Genomic DNA, 15,961 nt, shown 5'->3' with positions numbered 1-15,961 from the left:
CTTATCGGCAAGACCAATCAGCAACGCCGCAGGATACACTGCGGCGTTTTTTTTGTTTTGGGGTGTTCGTCTAAATCTAACAATGACCTCAATGCGGGACGAAGCGGCCTTACACCGCGCAAGTGCCGCAATGCGCTTGGTTGATCAGGAGGGCTTGGTCTGCGCTGCCCCCGCTACTCGTACTGAACGATCACCGAAAGAAAATCATCATCGCTTGTTACTACTGTGTGGTGGCCTTTGCCGTGTTTGTCTTCCATATGCCAGACGTCACCCGGACCAATATCTCTGAATTCCCCGTCGCTCGCGGTCACGCGCACTGAACCAGAAAGACAAATGAGCTTTTGAGCGACAGGTGTGGGATGAATTGGCTCATCCCAACCCTTCTTGAGTCTCAAGAACATGGTTTGCTTGACAGCTTCTGGCTTTGAAATCTCCATTGCTTTCGCAGGTGGTGCAAAGCTTTGCTCTTCAAGTTCGACTTCGATGTCTTTCCAATGGCTTTCGCCTTGAGCATCCGAATACAGTTTTTTGAACTTCACCTTGATACCCCCACCACATCGCAAGCCCACAACCGATACCGGACATTGGGGCGCAAAGGAGAAAAACGCAAGTTGGGCCGAGTGTGTCGTTCTCAATCGCCAGCTCACCGGAAAAAGCATATTCCCTAACAGTCCCCCTATCTGACGTGTCTTGAAGGAAAATTCCCCGCATTCTCACAGTTTCACAAAAGGCGTTTTTTGAATTAACCTTAAAGTCATTGATTTCTGGAGGGCTTTTCATGTCATCAAAACTCATGGCCGAATTCTTCGGTACATTCTGGCTGGTACTGGGTGGCTGTGGCAGCGCGGTGCTGGCTGCAGGTGTTGCTGATGTCGGCATCGGCTGGCTGGGCGTTTCTTTTGCTTTCGGCCTGACGGTGCTGACCATGGCTTATGCGGTCGGTCATATCTCGGGCGGGCACTTTAACCCGGCGGTCAGTCTTGGGCTGATGATCGGAGGGCGGTTCGATGCCAAAGATCTGATCCCCTACTGGATCGCGCAGGTGATCGGAGCGATCGCCGCAGCAGCCGTGCTCTATCTGATCGTCAGCGGAGCGCCGGGTTTTGAGGGCGTTGGAGGGTTCGCGTCGAACGGGTATGGCGAGGCGTCACCCGAAGGCTATTCGATGATGTCGGCCTTGGTGATCGAAATCGTCATGACGGCGTTCTTCATCGTGATCATTCTCGGTGCGACCTCCAGCGGCGCGCCTGCCGGGTTCGCCCCGATTGCGATTGGTTTGGGGTTAACGCTGATCCACCTGATCTCGATTCCGGTGACCAACACCTCCGTAAATCCTGCCCGGTCAACCGGCGTGGCGTTGTTTGCTGATGGTCCGGCACTGGCGCAGCTGTGGCTCTTCTGGGTGGCACCTTTGATCGGCGGTGCGATTGGCGCACTGATCTGGCGGGCGATGTCGGAGGACGATTGACCCGGCCGCATCAAGAACCCCCGGCCCGCAGAAGCGCGCCGGGGTTTTCTTTTATTCGGTCACAGTGACCTTTTTCATCGCATCCGGTTGTCCGATCACTGCGCCATTAGGGCCATCGCCCCGCTTGATCGCATCGACCACGTCCATCCCTTCTGTCACCTGACCGACAACCGTGTACTGACCATTCAGGAACGGGCCGGGCTCGAACATAATGAAGAATTGCGAGTTCGCGCTGTCTGGGTCCTGCGCCCGCGCCATACCCACGACGCCCCGGTCATAATTGAAATCCGAGAATTCAGCAGGCAGATCAGGGCGATCCGATCCACCCGTACCCGCACGACGCATGTCGCCACCGACACGGCCAAACTCAACATCGCCGGTCTGCGCCATGAACCCATCGATCACACGATGGAACACAACCCCATCGTACTGACCAGCAGAGGCCAGAGCGGTGATCTGCTCCACATGCTTGGGCGCAATATCTTCGAACAGGTCGACGGTGACGGTGCCATTGGCCCCCTCGCCCTCGATCTCAATCTCAAGCCCGGTTGCCAGCGCAGGGCTGGCCAGCAAGGCAAAAACTGCAGCCAGCTTATGCATCAGCAGCCACCTTAACGCTGATCATGCGGTCGGGGCTCGCTGGCGGCTCACCACGCACAATCGCGTCTACATGCTCCATCCCGTCGATGACGCGGCCATACACGGTATATTGACCGTTCAGGAAATGGTTGTCCTTGAAGTTGATGAAGAACTGCGAGTTGGCCGAATCCGGGTTGGCCGAGCGTGCCGCACCCAACGTGCCGCGATCATGGGGCAGTTTCGAGAACTCGGCAGGTACGTTCGGCAGCGACGATCCACCGGTGCCCGCCATACGAATGTTGAACCCGTCTTCCATGTCGCCATGCTGCACATCGCCGGTTTGCGCCATGAACCCGTCGATCACACGGTGGAAGGCGACGTTGTCATATTCACCACCACGCGCCAGCTCTTTCATGCGGGCCGAGTGCTGAGGGGCCACGTCGGGCAGCAGTTCGATAACGACATTCCCGTCTTTCAGCTCAATGATGATCGTGTTTTCGGGGTCTTTGATCTCGGCCATCTGGCTCTCCTGTCTTTGAAACTTGCGCAAATACCTATGACGCGGGCGCGCGAATGCCAAGTGACGCATTGACCTGAACGCAAAATGCAGGAAAAGAACCGCTGAAACTGGATGCAATGGGCAAGGATGAGCGCGATGGGCTGGAAATCTCTGGACGATATGGATCTTGGCGGTAAGCGGGTTCTGGTGCGCGTGGATATCAACGTACCGGTCGCGGATGGCGTGGTGACCGACGACACCCGCATTCAACGGATCGTGCCAACCGTGCGCGATATCCTCGCCGCAGGCGGTAAACCCATCCTGCTGGCCCATTTCGGACGCCCCGGTGGTCAGCATGTACCCGAGCTGTCATTGAAGCAGCTTGTGCCAGCACTTGAATCCGCTTTCGGGGTTCCCGTGCGCTTTGCCGATGATTGCGTAGGCTATGAGGCTGAAACCGCAGCCTCCGCCCTGGCGGAAGGTGAGGTTCTGCTGCTGGAAAACACCCGCTTCCATGCCGAGGAGACCAAGAACAGCGTCCCACTTGCCCAAGGCATGGCAAAGCTGGGCGACATCTATTGCAACGATGCCTTCTCGGCCGCGCACCGCGCCCACAGCTCGACCGAGGCGCTGGCCCGTCTGCTGCCCGCCTGTGCCGGACGCCTGATGCAGCAGGAACTGAGCGCACTTGAGGCCGCCCTGGGCGCGCCCAAGCGGCCTGTCACAGCGGTTGTCGGGGGCGCCAAAGTGTCGACCAAGCTGGACCTGCTGGGCAACCTGATCGAGAAGGTTGACTATCTGGTCATCGGTGGCGGGATGGCGAATACATTCCTACTGGCGCAGGGGATCGATGTCGGCAAATCGCTGGCCGAGCACGCCATGACCGATACCGCCGCCGAAATCCTCGGCAAGGCCGAATCCGCAGGCTGTACGATCGTCCTGCCGCGCGACATCGTCGTGGCCGAAGTGTTCGAGGCCAACGCGCCGCATCAGGTTCTGCCCGCTGATCAGTGCCCTTCGGACGCGATGATCCTGGACGCCGGTCCCGAAAGCGTCGCAGCCGTGTCCGAAGTGCTGGAAAAAAGCCAGACCCTGATTTGGAACGGCCCACTGGGGGCGTTTGAGCTGACCCCGTTCGATGCCGCAACCAATGCGGCGGCGCTGAAGGCGGCTGCACTAACCCGCGATGGCAAGCTGACCTCGGTCGCGGGTGGGGGTGACACGGTGGCCGCACTGAACGCCTCGGGCGCGGCAACGGATTTCTCATATATCTCTACTGCTGGTGGTGCCTTCCTTGAATGGATGGAAGGCAAGACCTTGCCGGGTGTGGCTGCGCTGGAACTATAAGCGCTCAAACCTCAGGTCTCAGCTTTTTCTACTCAGGGGATTCACAACCCGAATCACCTGTGACATAGTGCGTCGAGACATCCAAAAAGGGTGCGTTTCTGAGGCAGTATTTCACACGGCGGTTAACACAGTGTCCCGTTCCAATCGGCCCGGTTTAGGGGCTTTCATTTTCTTCTCAATCGCCTTCATGCTGGGGGTGTATTTCACCTTTGCCGCCGTTCAAGGGGATTACGGTCTGTTTCGCCGAGTCGAGATTGCCGCCGAACGCGATGTTTTGTCTCGCGATCTGGCGCAGCTGAACGCCGAGATCGAGCGGATGGAGAACCTGACCCGCCGACTGTCAGACACCTATCTGGATCTCGATCTGCTGGATCAACAGGCCCGCTCAGTGCTCGGCATGATCCGCGCGGATGAGATCGTCATCCGCTGACGAAATTTTTGACTAAGAATCTCTGTACCTTAACGCCCGGAAGATAAGCTGTGGCAGGCCGCAACTCGCGTATCCTGCCCTCGCGTAACATTAGTACTCGCCAGAACGTGTGAAATGCTCTATGAGATAGTTTAACGCTAAACTATCTTGCCGAAAGGGGGAGATCGCCACTATGGCTGCGCGAAAAACCACAAAGAAACCAAATGTTTCTGCGGAAGAACTGACCACATATTACCGCGAGATGCTGCTGATCCGCCGATTCGAGGAAAAGGCAGGTCAACTCTACGGCATGGGTCTGATCGGGGGTTTCTGCCACCTCTACATCGGTCAGGAAGCGGTTGTTGTCGGCCTTGAGGCCGCGGCCAAAGAAGGCGACAAGCGCATCACGTCCTATCGCGATCACGGCCACATGCTGGCCTGTGGAATGGACCCGGGCGGCGTAATGGCCGAATTGACCGGTCGCGAAGGCGGGCTGTCCAAAGGCAAAGGCGGCTCGATGCACATGTTCTCGAAAGAGAAGAATTTCTATGGCGGCCATGGCATCGTCGGCGCACAGGTTCCGCTGGGTGCGGGTTTGGCCTTTGCTGACAAGTACAAAGAAAACGGCGGCGTCACCTTCACCTATTTCGGTGACGGCGCGGCCAACCAGGGTCAGGTCTACGAGACCTTCAATATGGCTGCTCTTTGGGAACTGCCGGTGGTATTCGTGATCGAGAACAACCAGTATGCCATGGGCACCGCGCAAGCACGCTCGACCTCTTCGGCCGACATCTACCACCGCGGTCAAGCCTTCGGAATACCGGGTGAAATGGTGAACGGCATGGATGTGCTGGCCGTCAAAGCCGCAGGTGAAAAAGCGGTCGCCCACTGCCGTGCGGGCAAAGGTCCCTACATCCTCGAGGTGAAAACCTACCGCTATCGCGGCCACTCGATGTCTGACCCGGCCAAGTACCGCACACGCGAAGAGGTTCAGAAGGTCCGCGAACAAAGCGACCCGATCGAGCACGTGCGCGAGCTGCTGCTGACCGGCAAACACGCGACCGAGGATGACCTGAAGGCGATCGACAAAGAGATCAAAGAGGTCGTCAATCAGGCCGCCGAATTCTCGAAAGAAAGCCCCGAGCCGTCGCTGCACGAGCTCTGGACTGATATCTACGCCTGAGAGGACGAATAAGACATGGCAACCGAAATTCTCATGCCCGCCCTTTCGCCCACGATGGAAGAGGGCACATTGGCCAAGTGGCTGGTCAAGGAAGGCGACACCGTATCCTCGGGCGACATCATGGCCGAGATCGAAACCGACAAGGCGACGATGGAGTTCGAAGCCGTCGATGAAGGCATCGTCGGTAAGATTCTGATCAGCGAGGGCACCGAAGGGGTCAAAGTAAACACCCCTATCGCGATCCTGGTCGAAGATGGTGAAGACGCCTCCGCCCTGCCCGTGGCTGCGCCCGCAGCCGCAGCGGAGGCCGAAGCCGCCCCTGCGGCGGTTGAGGCCCCCGCTCCTGCCGCAGCAGCCCCCGCTGCTCCGGTTGTGGATCTGTCGCCCGATTGGCCTGCCGACGCCGAGATGGCGCAGCAAACCGTCCGCGAAGCCTTGCGCGACGCGATGGCCGAAGAAATGCGTGGCGACGAAGATGTCTATCTGATGGGCGAAGAAGTCGCTGAATATCAGGGCGCCTATAAAATCTCTCAAGGCCTGCTCGATGAATTCGGTGCCAAACGTGTCATCGACACCCCGATCACTGAACACGGCTTCACTGGCATCGCCGTCGGCTCGGCCTTTGGCGGGCTGAAACCGATTGTCGAGTTCATGACCTTCAACTTCGCCATGCAGGCGATTGACCAGATCATCAACTCTGCCGCCAAAACGCTTTATATGTCTGGCGGTCAGATGGGCTGTCCGATCGTATTCCGTGGCCCTAACGGTGCCGCTGCCCGCGTGGCCGCGCAACACTCGCAGGACTACGCCGCATGGTACATGCAGGTGCCCGGTCTCAAAGTGGTGATGCCCTATTCCGCAGCCGATGCTAAAGGTCTGCTGAAATCAGCCATCCGCGACCCGAACCCGGTTGTGTTCCTGGAAAACGAAATCCTCTACGGCCGCTCCTTCGACGTGCCGCAAGTGGATGACCTGACCATCCCGCTGGGCAAGGCCTGCATCTGGCGCGAAGGCTCTGACGTGACCATCGTCAGCTTCGGCATCGGCATGCAATATGCGCTGGAAGCCGCAGACAAACTGGCCGAAGACGGCATCAGCGCCGAAGTGATCGACCTGCGCACTATCCGCCCGATGGACACCGGTGCGATCATCAACTCGGTGATGAAAACCAACCGTCTTGTGACTGTCGAAGAAGGCTGGCCGCAAGGTTCCGTCGGTAGCTACATCAGCTCGGTGGTCATGCAGGAAGCGTTCGATTATCTCGACGCCCCGGTCATCACCCTCACCGGCAAAGATGTTCCGATGCCATATGCGGCGAACCTCGAAAAGCTGGCGCTGATCACCACTGATGAGGTGATCGCTGCGGTGAAACAGGTGACCTACCGGTAATGGAGATCAGGGGCCGCGATCCAGCAACCGAATGCTACCGTGTCGAGATTGACATCGACAACCGCATCGTGCGGGCGCTTGTACCCGAGCGACTGGCGGCGGATATGCGGTTGATCGGCGCGCGCCCCTCACACCAGACCGCCTATGTCTGGATGGCGGAGAACAAAGACAAAATCGAGGCTGCGATTGCGACACTCGCACGCGGCACCGGGCGCCCCAAAGCGCCCTTTGACCAAATTACTCTGATTGAGGAGCGCTGAAATGCCCACCGAAATCCTGATGCCTGCCCTGTCCCCGACGATGGAGGAAGGCACACTTGCAAAATGGCTCGTCAAGGAAGGCGACACCGTCTCCTCGGGCGATCTGCTGGCCGAAATTGAAACCGACAAGGCAACAATGGAGTTCGAGGCCGTTGACGAAGGCACCGTCGGCAAGATCCTTATTCCTGAGGGAACCGAAGGCGTTAAAGTCAACACCGCCATCGCAGTCCTGCTGGAAGATGGAGAAAGCGCTGATGATATCGGTGCAACGCCAACCGCTGCTCCCGCGGCTGCGCCAGCTGCCGCAGCGGGCAACGAGGCTGCCGCACCGGCGGCACCCGAGGCGCCCGCCCCTGCCCCAGCGGCACCGGCCAAAGCGGATGGTGGTCGTATTTTTGCCTCCCCCCTTGCTCGTCGGATTGCCGCGCAAAAGGGTCTAGATCTGGCTCAAATCTCAGGTTCTGGCCCGCATGGCCGTATCGTCAAAGCCGATGTGGAAAGCGCCACAGCCGCACCTGCAGCGGCACCTGCGCCTGCTGCTGCAGCCGCCCAAACCGCCGCCGCTCCCGCAGGTCCATCGGCGGACGCCGTGGCCAAGATGTACGAAGGCCGCGAATACGAAGAGATCAAACTCGATGGCATGCGCAAGACCATCGCCGCGCGTCTGTCTGAGGCCAAACAGACCATCCCGCATTTCTACCTGCGTCGCGACATTAAGCTGGATGCGCTACTCAAGTTCCGCAGCCAGTTGAACAAGCAACTCGAAGGCCGGGGTGTGAAGCTCAGCGTCAACGACTTTATCATCAAAGCCGTCGCCAACGCACTACAGCAGGTTCCCGAATGCAACGCCGTCTGGGCGGGCGACCGGGTTCTGCAACTGAAACCTTCGGATGTGGCTGTTGCCGTCGCCATCGAGGGCGGTCTGTTCACTCCGGTCCTGCAAGATGCCGACACCAAATCGCTGTCGGCGCTGTCGACCGAGATGAAAGACCTCGCCGGACGCGCCCGCGAGCGCAAGCTGGCCCCGCACGAGTACCAAGGCGGTACTTTCGCAGTCTCGAACCTCGGCATGTTCGGCATCGACAATTTCGATGCCATCGTGAACCCGCCGCATGCAGGTATCCTCGCAGTTGGTACCGGCCTCAAAAAACCCATCGTGGGCGATGACGGAGAACTGACGGTCGCAACCGTCATGTCCGTCACCATGTCGGTCGATCACCGGGTCATCGACGGCGCGCTTGGCGCTCAGCTGCTACAAGCCATCGTCGACAACCTGGAAAATCCGATGGTCATGTTGGCCTAAGCTCAGAAGATCATGCACAAAAAAGGCCGCCTCGAACCCCGAGGCGGCCTTTTTCGTCTATTCACTCCGAATTACTGGTCTTTCCCCAGCATATGATCCATCGAGATTGACGGCTGATCGCACCCGGCCTCGCCCACGATCTTGGCGGGAATGCCAGCGACCGTCGTGCACGGTGGCACTTCCTGCAGCACCACTGATCCGGCGGCGATACGGCTGCAATGGCCAACCTCGATATTGCCCAGAACCTTAGCACCCGCGCCGATCAGAACGCCGTCACCAATGGTTGGATGGCGCTGTTCTTCTTCCTTGCCGGTCCCGCCCAGCGTCACTGAATGCAGCATCGAAACATTGTCCCCAACCACAGCGGTTTCACCGATCACGATAGAATGGGCATGGTCGATCATGATGCCTTTACCGATGCGGGCAGCTGGATGGATATCAATGCCGAATATCTCGGAAGATCGCATCTGGAAGAAATACGCCAGATCATGGCGCCCCTTGTTCCAAAGCCAGTGGGCCACGCGATAAGCCTGCATCGCCTGATACCCTTTGAAATAAAGGATCGGTTGCAGCAGGCGGTGGCAGGCCGGATCGCGTTCATAAACAGCCATCAGGTCCGCGCGCGCGGCTTCAATCAACGCTTTGTCGTCAGCATAGGCCTCATCCACGATCTCACGCAGTACCATCATCGACATCTCATTCGAGCATAGCTTGGCCGAGATGCGATAGGACAATGCCCTCTCAAGACTGCGGTGATGCAAGATACAGGCGTGTACCAACCCGCCCATCAGCGGCTCTTTCTCGACGGCTGCATGGGCTTCCGAGGTGATGCGGTCCCAAACCGGGTCCACAGGTGTCACTTGGCTGCGCGTTTCGAACATGGCTTTTCATCCTTTGCTGCGCTTAGAATAGCCATCTAGTCGTAAAATTACCAAACGCAAACCCTTGATATGCACTACAACAAAAAATGAACTCAGCCGATCTGGACCATTTTCGGAAGCTTATTCACCAGCGCCTTCGCGATCTCGCCGCGCAATCCGCCGCCGGTCAGGATGCGCAATCAGTTGTGGAGCTGGATCAACAGGCAGTGGGTCGGCTCAGCCGGATGGATGCGTTGCAAAATCAAGCAATGGCCAAGGCGCAACAGGCCCGGCGCGACACCGAAACGCATCGGCTTCGGGCCGCGCTGAACCGGATGGACGAAGACGAATTCGGCTATTGCGAAGATTGCGGCGAGGAAATAGCGCACGGAAGGCTAGAGCTGGACCTTGCCGCCTCAAAATGTGTCAGCTGCGCATCTGGCTGATTTGGAACCGGATCAGTTTTCGCAGAACCATCTCGAAACATTGGCAATATTGCAGATCGTCGAAATTTGGCTCGTCTGCCAAGGGCCGGCAGCGCGCGGCTGCCATCAACGAGCCATTTCCATAAACAGGATGCAACCGCCCTGTTCTGGCGACATGTCGATCCGCCAGTTCGGCCTCAGCAATCAGGAGGGTGCTTATCCTATCGCGGTCGGTTCGCGGCGCGGCCAGCAAAGCCCGCGCCGCCGCGCTGAGATCTCCGTGCAGGACTGGCCGCACGGCTAGCCGACCGAAAGGCGCGCAAACGCCCCGGGTCCATAGGTAGCCGAAACCTGCGCGACTGCGATATCGTAGGGTCCGGCCAGCCCGTCATCGGCTTTCATCGCGGCAGAATACTGCCAAACCGGATCACTGGAGACAGTTTCGCGCAACAAAGCACCCTCAGTGAAGACGCGGATCAGATAGGATTCGCTTTCTTCGCCCAGAGGCACATCCAATGCGCTCCAGTCATCGCCATCAATCCGGGTGCGGCGCACCCACGAGATCTTGTCCCCGGTAGCCGACGCAGAAGCCTGCAAATGCACTGGCGCATAAGGTCTCAGCCCATTGCCAACGAACGCTTCAACCAGATGCACATATGCCGGGTCCTCGTAGCCGCGCGTTGCAGGGCCGATACGGTAATGCTTGGCCACGCGGCGTTCGGTGCGCAGCAATCCGGTCTGATAAACACGTTCATCCAGTAGGACAAAGGTAGACGCTTCAGGCCATACATCCGGCATCAGGGCATCCGTACCCAGCTGACCACGCAAGCGGCCTGACAAATTGTAAACGCCAGTCTCCTGCAAGACCGCATCCGAGAACTGGAACACTTCCCAATTGCCCGGTGTTCCGTCACCGATGGCAGCCAGATTGGCACCACTCAGCAACGCCGAGCGTGGACGCGACTCCAACACGCCATCGATCAGGTTGACACGCAACGCGGCCCCTTCGTCCCAGATCCCAGCGCCTGCGCGTCGCAGGGGTGTTTCGGTGAAGCCAATCACCGCCTGCCCCGCGATCACTTGATGCAAGGTATAGTCCTCATCCTGTGCAGCCGAATAGACAGCCACGTTACCGGGCCAGGGCTCGGCCGATATCGCCAGATACGGCGCATGGGGCGCTTCGGATCCAGTGATCAGCGGCAGATCCATGAACACCGGCAGAACTGGCACCGGAGCGATGAACGGCTTGGCCACCGCCACATCATCCAGCACATCAGAAGGGGTATAAACGCCGGGTTCGATGCGTACCGCATCCGCCAGCTGCATCTCGGCCTGTTCCAACCGGTCGATCCGATAAAGAGCTCCGTCCCCGGCATCCGGTAGACGCACCACATCCCCGGCCCCAACGTTCAACAGCGACGGCGGCAGCGCAAAACGCGCCGTCTCTCGCGAAATGCGGGATTCGCTCAGCCAGCGCTCGACCGTTTGCCGCCCCTCGGCGCGGGTCATCGACAGGGGCATTTCGTTGACCGCAACCGCATGGGTTTTGTCATCCGGCAAAACAGCCTCTTCCGCGACCACATCGTGATCTGCATCCGACTGGACGAACCGCAGACGCACGCGACCGGTCATCTCGGCCTCTGCCTCGCGGCGATGTTCCACTGGCCCGTCGATATCCGCGCTGATGGCGATCTGCTCGGGGTCGATGTCAACGGCCCGACGCCCGTCGCGGGTTCTGAACCTCAGCACCCCGTCCCGCTCGATCGCGTCGAACCCATAGCGCAGCATCAGCGGCTGCAAGGCCTGCCGAGCGTTCATTACGTCCTCAACCGCGTAACCGCGTACCACGCCGTAGAGCTCGGACACATCAATCGCCGTCACCCCTGCCTCATGGCAGATTTCTGTCACGACCGAGGCCAGAGTCCGCGACCCGGACCGCCCGTTCAGCCAATGCCCACGTGCATAGTTATCGCCGTCCGACCACTGCGTCCGCAGGTTCGGGAAAGTCGGGAACGGACGCGCATCCCAAGCCCAGACAAAGGCGTTCGAAAGGTCCACCATCGGGCCGTCATAGATATCTGAAACCGGGTTGATCTCAGCATCACCCCAATAGCCAAGGACGGCCCGAAGGTACTGAACCATGATAAAATCATCCCGTACTCCGTTGGAATAGCGCGGCAAATTCGATTCAGACGACTTTGGGTCCAAGAATTTGTTCGGCTGGTTCGTGCCCTTGTCGATGGCCGCGCAGCCCAGTTCGGTGAACCAGATTGGCTTGGACCCCGGAACCCAACCCGTGGGTGTTTGCTGCCGCACGCCCCCGATCCGCTCATGATGTCGGTTCGCCCACCAGTTGCGCAGGTCCTTGTACCGCCAGACCCACGGCTCGCCATGATCGTCATCAGTGATCGGGCTTCGGATCTGCGCTTCAGCTTCCTCCGGTGAGGCATAGTACCAATCATACCCCTCGCCACCTTCGATATTGCCGCGCAGATAGTCCAGATCGTAGATCGACCCGTTCGACGCCTCGGCATCCAGATGCGAGGCCCTGTCCCGCCAGTCGGACAGCGGCATATAGTTGTCGATGCCGACAAAATCTATGTTCTCATCGGCCCAAAGCGGGTCGAGGTGGAAATACCGGTCTCCGGTGCCGTCTTGCGGCTGATACCCGAAATACTCGGTCCAGTCTGCGGCATAGCCGATCTTAGTTTCCGGCCCCAATATCGCGCGTACTTCCGCGGCCAGAGACCGCAGCCCCGCAACTGCAGCGAAGCCAGACGCGCCGCGGATTTGCGTTAGCCCGCGCATCTCGGACCCTATGCAGAAGGACTCCACGCCGCCCGCCGCCTTGCACAGGGCCGCATAGTGCAGAATGAACCGCCGTAATCCCCATTCACTTGGGCCGCGATAGGCCACTTTGCTGCCGCTGGTCGAGAAATGTGACGCGCGCGCCGTACCAAAGAACGCCGCCACCTGCGCATCCGCATCGGCAGTTTGATCCGGCGAGCCTGGCCGTCCCGGAGCAACATCCAAAGTGATCCGCCCACGCCATGGCAAATGCGGCTGATCCGGCGCATCGGACCACGGATCAGGCAGGCCGTTGCCCTCGGACTGCTCCATCAGAATGAACGGGTAAAACATAACCCGTTTGCCCGAGTTCTTCAGGTGCCGGATCGCCTGCACTACGGCCGCATCAGCCGGTGTGCCGCCATAAACCGGACGCCCATCCTGCCATTTCACCTGCCCCGCCGCAGTTCGGGACAGACCTGAAACACTCCAGGGCATGTTTGCGCCCTCGATATTCTTGCGTTCAACCTTGGGGCGGATCTGGCATTCTCCGCAGCGCAAATCATCGCCGAACCACGACACGATCAACGAAGCCGCCTCGCAGCCCGGCAATTCCTGGCCGAGCGCCCGCGTCGAGGTCACCAGATCGGACTTGCCCGATGGTGAATTGACATTCGCCGCCCAACTGCGCCCCCGGCCCTTGGTGTAGTTAACCTGAGATGAAGCCAGCGCGAATTCACCCGTACCCGGCATCAAGGCCACCCCCTTGATGATCCGAGACAGCGCGCCCGCCGCATCCGGCATCTCATCTTGCTCCTGCCGCACCACCTCGAACGAGAATTGCGGTACACGGTTGCCAAAGGGGCCCAGCGCCAGATCTTCGATCACCACATAAGCCGTGCCGCGATAAGCGGGCACCGTACCTGTGCCTTCAACCGCTTCCATCAGAGGATCGGGCAGTTGCTCGTGATCGCCACGATATATCCGCATGTTCAGCGTTCGGCGCTCGACCTCTTCACCATCGGCCCAGATGCGTGTGATATCCGCAACTTTGCCTGCGCCCACGGCAATCGCCAGAGATACCGAATAGCTATAGCTATGCGTCGTCGTGGTCGTCGTCACTTCAACGGGCTTGGGTTTCCCCTTGCCGCCACCGCCCCCGCCTGATGTTTGCGTCGTCGTCGAGGTCGATCGGGTTTCCAGAAAGTCCGAGGCCCAGATGACCTGTCCTCCAACTCGCATCCGGCCGTAGACCGTCGCGACGGTCGCACCCTCACCGGTTTCGGTGAGACGGAAACGATCCAGACGCCCGGTCTCGACCACCTCGCTACCGCCACCCATTACGGATTGGCTGGCCATCAGCCGGTTGTCGATCACCCGCCCAAGCGTCGCCCCGACCGCGCGGCCAATCACCGCCGTGGACAGACCCGCAACCGAGCCCCCGATCGAACCACCTATTGCCGCACCTGCAGCAGACAGAACTATTGTGGCCATCAGAAACCCTCCAGCGGGAATTCGAAACAAGCGACCACGCGGCGACGCCAAGGCTCGCTCAGCGTGTTTTCAACAACACCATGCCCGGTATAGGCGTGGATGAATCGCATCGGGTCTTGGGCGCTGACGATGCCCAGATGCTTTGCCACTGCCGCATCCCGCATCCGAAACAGCAATACATCCCCCGGGGCCAAATCATCGGGCGATTTCTCGACTAGATGGCGACGGGCTGCGGCCCACATGCGTTCCTCACGCTGCGGCTCGGACCAATCCATGCTGTAGACCGGCACCGCCTCAGGCTCATGCCCCATCACCGCGCGCCAAACGCCCCGCAGCAAGCCCAGACAATCAGCGCCTGCACCCCGAACAGAGGCCTGATGAACATAAGGTGTGCCCAGCCAACCGCGCGCTTCGTCCAAGATATCTTGTTTTGTCCGCATCATCGCCTGCTTCCCCCTTTGTGTTGACTACTGCGCTTGGGTACGGCCATGACCCAATCCTCGTGCGGCAGGTCAGGGAAGCCCTGAAAATTCAGCATGTTGTTGAACTTCAGTCGGCAAGTGGTCATACGCTTGTCACACCCGGCGATCAGCTGGACCCGGTCCCCAACCGCCAGTCCGCCGCCAATCGCCGACCACAGCGTGACATAGCGGCCATCTCTGACCTGTTCATCCAGCTTGATCGAGGCCCACAGGCCCTGCGCAGCCCCATCCAGCACATCCAGCCTGCCGCGTTCAAACCAACCCGCATCAGAACTCTCCGCGCCCTGCAAACGCAAAGCCGCGCCGTCCAGCGCGACAATTTCAGCCTCAGCGCGATAACCCGGCGTCTCCAGGGCAAAGCGGCACGCCTTATCCCCCAACACTGCCGTACAGGGCTTCTGATAAATCCGCCCTAAAGGCCGGTTCAGCAGATCGGTCAACCCGCGCAATTCCGCATGAAACGCCCCGCCAGCGCGACGCAACTCACCAATCGAACCACGAAACTGCAGCATCCGCTGCTCAGGATCGGCCCAATTGACCAGCCAGGCCTGCACCTCGGCCCCATCAAAGCGCCCCGCCTCGATATCCTCTTCCCGGACCGAGGCATCAGACAGCGCGCCCATCGCCTCGGTATTATCGATCGACAGGCCGGTTGCCTGCTCGATCGCCGCAGCGGTCAGACCGGTGCTGGCTTTGAACACCAGCCCGTCAAAGCGCAACTCCATATCGTGATCCGTGAAACCATAGACCTGCCCGTCGCTGCGCGTGATTGCCCAGCAACGACAGGTGGTGGTCAGCCCGCTTTGCAAATGCGCCTGCAGCGCCTGTTTGTCCCCGCTCATCAGACCCGCACCTCGACCACCGGTACGTTCGGGACGTCACCGGCCTGAAAGCTGGCCACGCTGGTCTGGATCTTGTCGGTGTCGAACCGTACCGGAACGTCGAACTCAAACCCGGCCGTAATCTCGACCTGCTCAGGCGGCGGGGCCGAGAACATCACGCGTCCGGTCGCCAGATCGACCTCAAAGTCCACGCCTTCGCGTTGCGCGTCCTGATCCAGCCCCAGCGTCACGGTCCCCAGTACCGGCTTCAAAATCGGCCTTACATAACTGAATCCACCCGAGCTGTAGCTCTTGATCAGCTGAAAATCGGTCGTCTCGCCATCCCCGCGCGCAATCACCTGATCGCCCTTGTCGACTTCAGCCTTTGCTGCGCCCGACTTGAAATCCGACCAATCCTTCCAGCGGAATCCAAACATCTGGCCCTGCCGCGCCTCAAAAAACGAGATCAGCGTCTCGACATCGTCCAGCGACCGCATCCCCAGCCCGGCATCATAGCGCCTGCGCGAATGCGCCCAGGGCGTGTTGCGTTCTTCGAACCCGTTGGCCAGCGTCACGATATCCGTGCGCCGTTCCGGCCCACCGACCGAGCCAAAGCTCAGGCTGGCGGGAAATCTCACCTCGTGGAAATTCATCG

17 protein-coding genes are annotated in these 15,961 nt (G+C 59.6%); 8 read left to right on the top strand and 9 right to left on the bottom strand.

The annotated features are described in order from the left end of the window. Positions 1–173 precede the first annotated feature (173 nt). Positions 174–539, bottom strand: coding sequence for a cupin domain-containing protein (locus ACR0DE_RS09545; RefSeq protein ID WP_480752862.1), 366 nt, complete (start codon positions 537–539; stop codon positions 174–176). A 239-nt stretch (positions 540–778) separates the two neighbouring features. On the opposite strand from ACR0DE_RS09545, the gene aqpZ reads away from it, so the two are divergent. Next, on the top strand, positions 779–1,468 hold the full coding sequence (gene aqpZ, locus ACR0DE_RS09540; RefSeq protein WP_480561361.1) for an aquaporin Z: 690 nt from the start codon (positions 779–781) through the stop codon (positions 1,466–1,468). A gap of 51 nt (positions 1,469–1,519) precedes the next feature. Here aqpZ and ACR0DE_RS09535 read toward each other — a convergent pair whose 3' ends face one another. Next, positions 1,520–2,068, bottom strand: a complete 549-nt coding sequence (locus ACR0DE_RS09535; protein ID WP_480561360.1) for a peptidylprolyl isomerase — start codon at positions 2,066–2,068, stop codon at positions 1,520–1,522. Beyond that, complete coding sequence (locus ACR0DE_RS09530; RefSeq protein ID WP_170396522.1) at positions 2,061–2,567, bottom strand: peptidylprolyl isomerase; 507 nt, start codon at positions 2,565–2,567, stop codon at positions 2,061–2,063. The genes ACR0DE_RS09535 and ACR0DE_RS09530 overlap by 8 nt, the downstream gene beginning before the upstream one ends. A 135-nt stretch (positions 2,568–2,702) precedes the next feature. Between ACR0DE_RS09530 and ACR0DE_RS09525 the strand changes: the two genes are divergently transcribed. The 6 genes from ACR0DE_RS09525 to ACR0DE_RS09500 all read left to right on the top strand — a co-directional run bounded on the left by ACR0DE_RS09525 (position 2,703) and on the right by ACR0DE_RS09500 (position 8,437). Beyond that, positions 2,703–3,893, top strand: a complete 1,191-nt coding sequence (locus ACR0DE_RS09525; protein WP_480752859.1) for a phosphoglycerate kinase — start codon at positions 2,703–2,705, stop codon at positions 3,891–3,893. Between the two features lie 130 nt (positions 3,894–4,023). Further along, entirely contained in the window at positions 4,024–4,323 is a 300-nt protein-coding gene (locus ACR0DE_RS09520) for a septum formation initiator family protein (protein ID WP_170403077.1), read from the top strand. 172 nt (positions 4,324–4,495) lie between these two features. Then, positions 4,496–5,485 carry a pyruvate dehydrogenase (acetyl-transferring) E1 component subunit alpha gene (gene pdhA, locus ACR0DE_RS09515; protein ID WP_480752855.1) on the top strand — a complete coding sequence of 330 codons (990 nt, stop codon included), beginning with the start codon at positions 4,496–4,498 and terminating at the stop codon, positions 5,483–5,485. Positions 5,486–5,500: 15 nt separating this feature from the next. Then, positions 5,501–6,874 carry a pyruvate dehydrogenase complex E1 component subunit beta gene (locus ACR0DE_RS09510; protein WP_480752852.1) on the top strand — a complete coding sequence of 458 codons (1,374 nt, stop codon included), beginning with the start codon at positions 5,501–5,503 and terminating at the stop codon, positions 6,872–6,874. Further along, positions 6,874–7,134: a hypothetical protein gene (locus ACR0DE_RS09505; protein WP_170403080.1), complete on the top strand. Its 261-nt coding sequence runs from the start codon at positions 6,874–6,876 to the stop codon at positions 7,132–7,134. Before ACR0DE_RS09510 ends, ACR0DE_RS09505 begins: the two co-directional genes overlap by 1 nt. Position 7,135: 1 nt before the next feature. Beyond that, positions 7,136–8,437, top strand: a complete 1,302-nt coding sequence (locus ACR0DE_RS09500; protein ID WP_170646353.1) for a pyruvate dehydrogenase complex dihydrolipoamide acetyltransferase — start codon at positions 7,136–7,138, stop codon at positions 8,435–8,437. A 71-nt stretch (positions 8,438–8,508) separates the two neighbouring features. Here ACR0DE_RS09500 and cysE read toward each other — a convergent pair whose 3' ends face one another. After that, the gene (gene cysE / locus ACR0DE_RS09495; RefSeq protein ID WP_170396508.1) at positions 8,509–9,318 is read right to left on the bottom strand and encodes a serine O-acetyltransferase; all 810 of its coding nucleotides are present in this window, start codon (positions 9,316–9,318) and stop codon (positions 8,509–8,511) included. Positions 9,319–9,404: 86 nt separating this feature from the next. On the opposite strand from cysE, the gene ACR0DE_RS09490 reads away from it, so the two are divergent. Beyond that, positions 9,405–9,743 (top strand): TraR/DksA C4-type zinc finger protein, encoded by a 339-nt coding sequence (locus ACR0DE_RS09490; protein ID WP_170396506.1) that lies wholly within the window; start codon positions 9,405–9,407, stop codon positions 9,741–9,743. On the opposite strand, the gene ACR0DE_RS09485 is transcribed toward ACR0DE_RS09490, so the two are convergent. The 5 genes from ACR0DE_RS09485 to ACR0DE_RS09465 are packed head-to-tail and all read right to left on the bottom strand — an operon-like array spanning position 9,724 to position 15,959. Then, a complete protein-coding gene (locus ACR0DE_RS09485) occupies positions 9,724–10,020 on the bottom strand; it encodes a DUF7742 family protein (RefSeq protein WP_170403088.1) in 297 nt (98 codons plus the stop codon). The genes ACR0DE_RS09490 and ACR0DE_RS09485 overlap by 20 nt on opposite strands. Before the next feature lie 2 nt (positions 10,021–10,022). Further along, positions 10,023–14,003, bottom strand: coding sequence for a baseplate multidomain protein megatron (locus ACR0DE_RS09480; RefSeq protein ID WP_480752849.1), 3,981 nt, complete (start codon positions 14,001–14,003; stop codon positions 10,023–10,025). After that, positions 14,003–14,443, bottom strand: coding sequence for an NlpC/P60 family protein (locus tag ACR0DE_RS09475; RefSeq protein WP_480753773.1), 441 nt, complete (start codon positions 14,441–14,443; stop codon positions 14,003–14,005). Before ACR0DE_RS09475 ends, ACR0DE_RS09480 begins: the two co-directional genes overlap by 1 nt. Then, the gene (locus ACR0DE_RS09470; RefSeq protein WP_480752846.1) at positions 14,443–15,327 is read right to left on the bottom strand and encodes a DUF2163 domain-containing protein; all 885 of its coding nucleotides are present in this window, start codon (positions 15,325–15,327) and stop codon (positions 14,443–14,445) included. The genes ACR0DE_RS09475 and ACR0DE_RS09470 overlap by 1 nt, the downstream gene beginning before the upstream one ends. Beyond that, on the bottom strand, positions 15,327–15,959 hold the full coding sequence (locus tag ACR0DE_RS09465) for a phage distal tail protein, Rcc01695 family (protein ID WP_480752845.1): 633 nt from the start codon (positions 15,957–15,959) through the stop codon (positions 15,327–15,329). Before ACR0DE_RS09465 ends, ACR0DE_RS09470 begins: the two co-directional genes overlap by 1 nt. Between the last annotated feature and the right edge of the window lie 2 nt (positions 15,960–15,961).

The sequence above is a fragment of the Ruegeria sp. C10 genome, from assembly GCF_056537805.1.
This window is presented reverse-complemented; position numbering and strand designations above follow the sequence as displayed.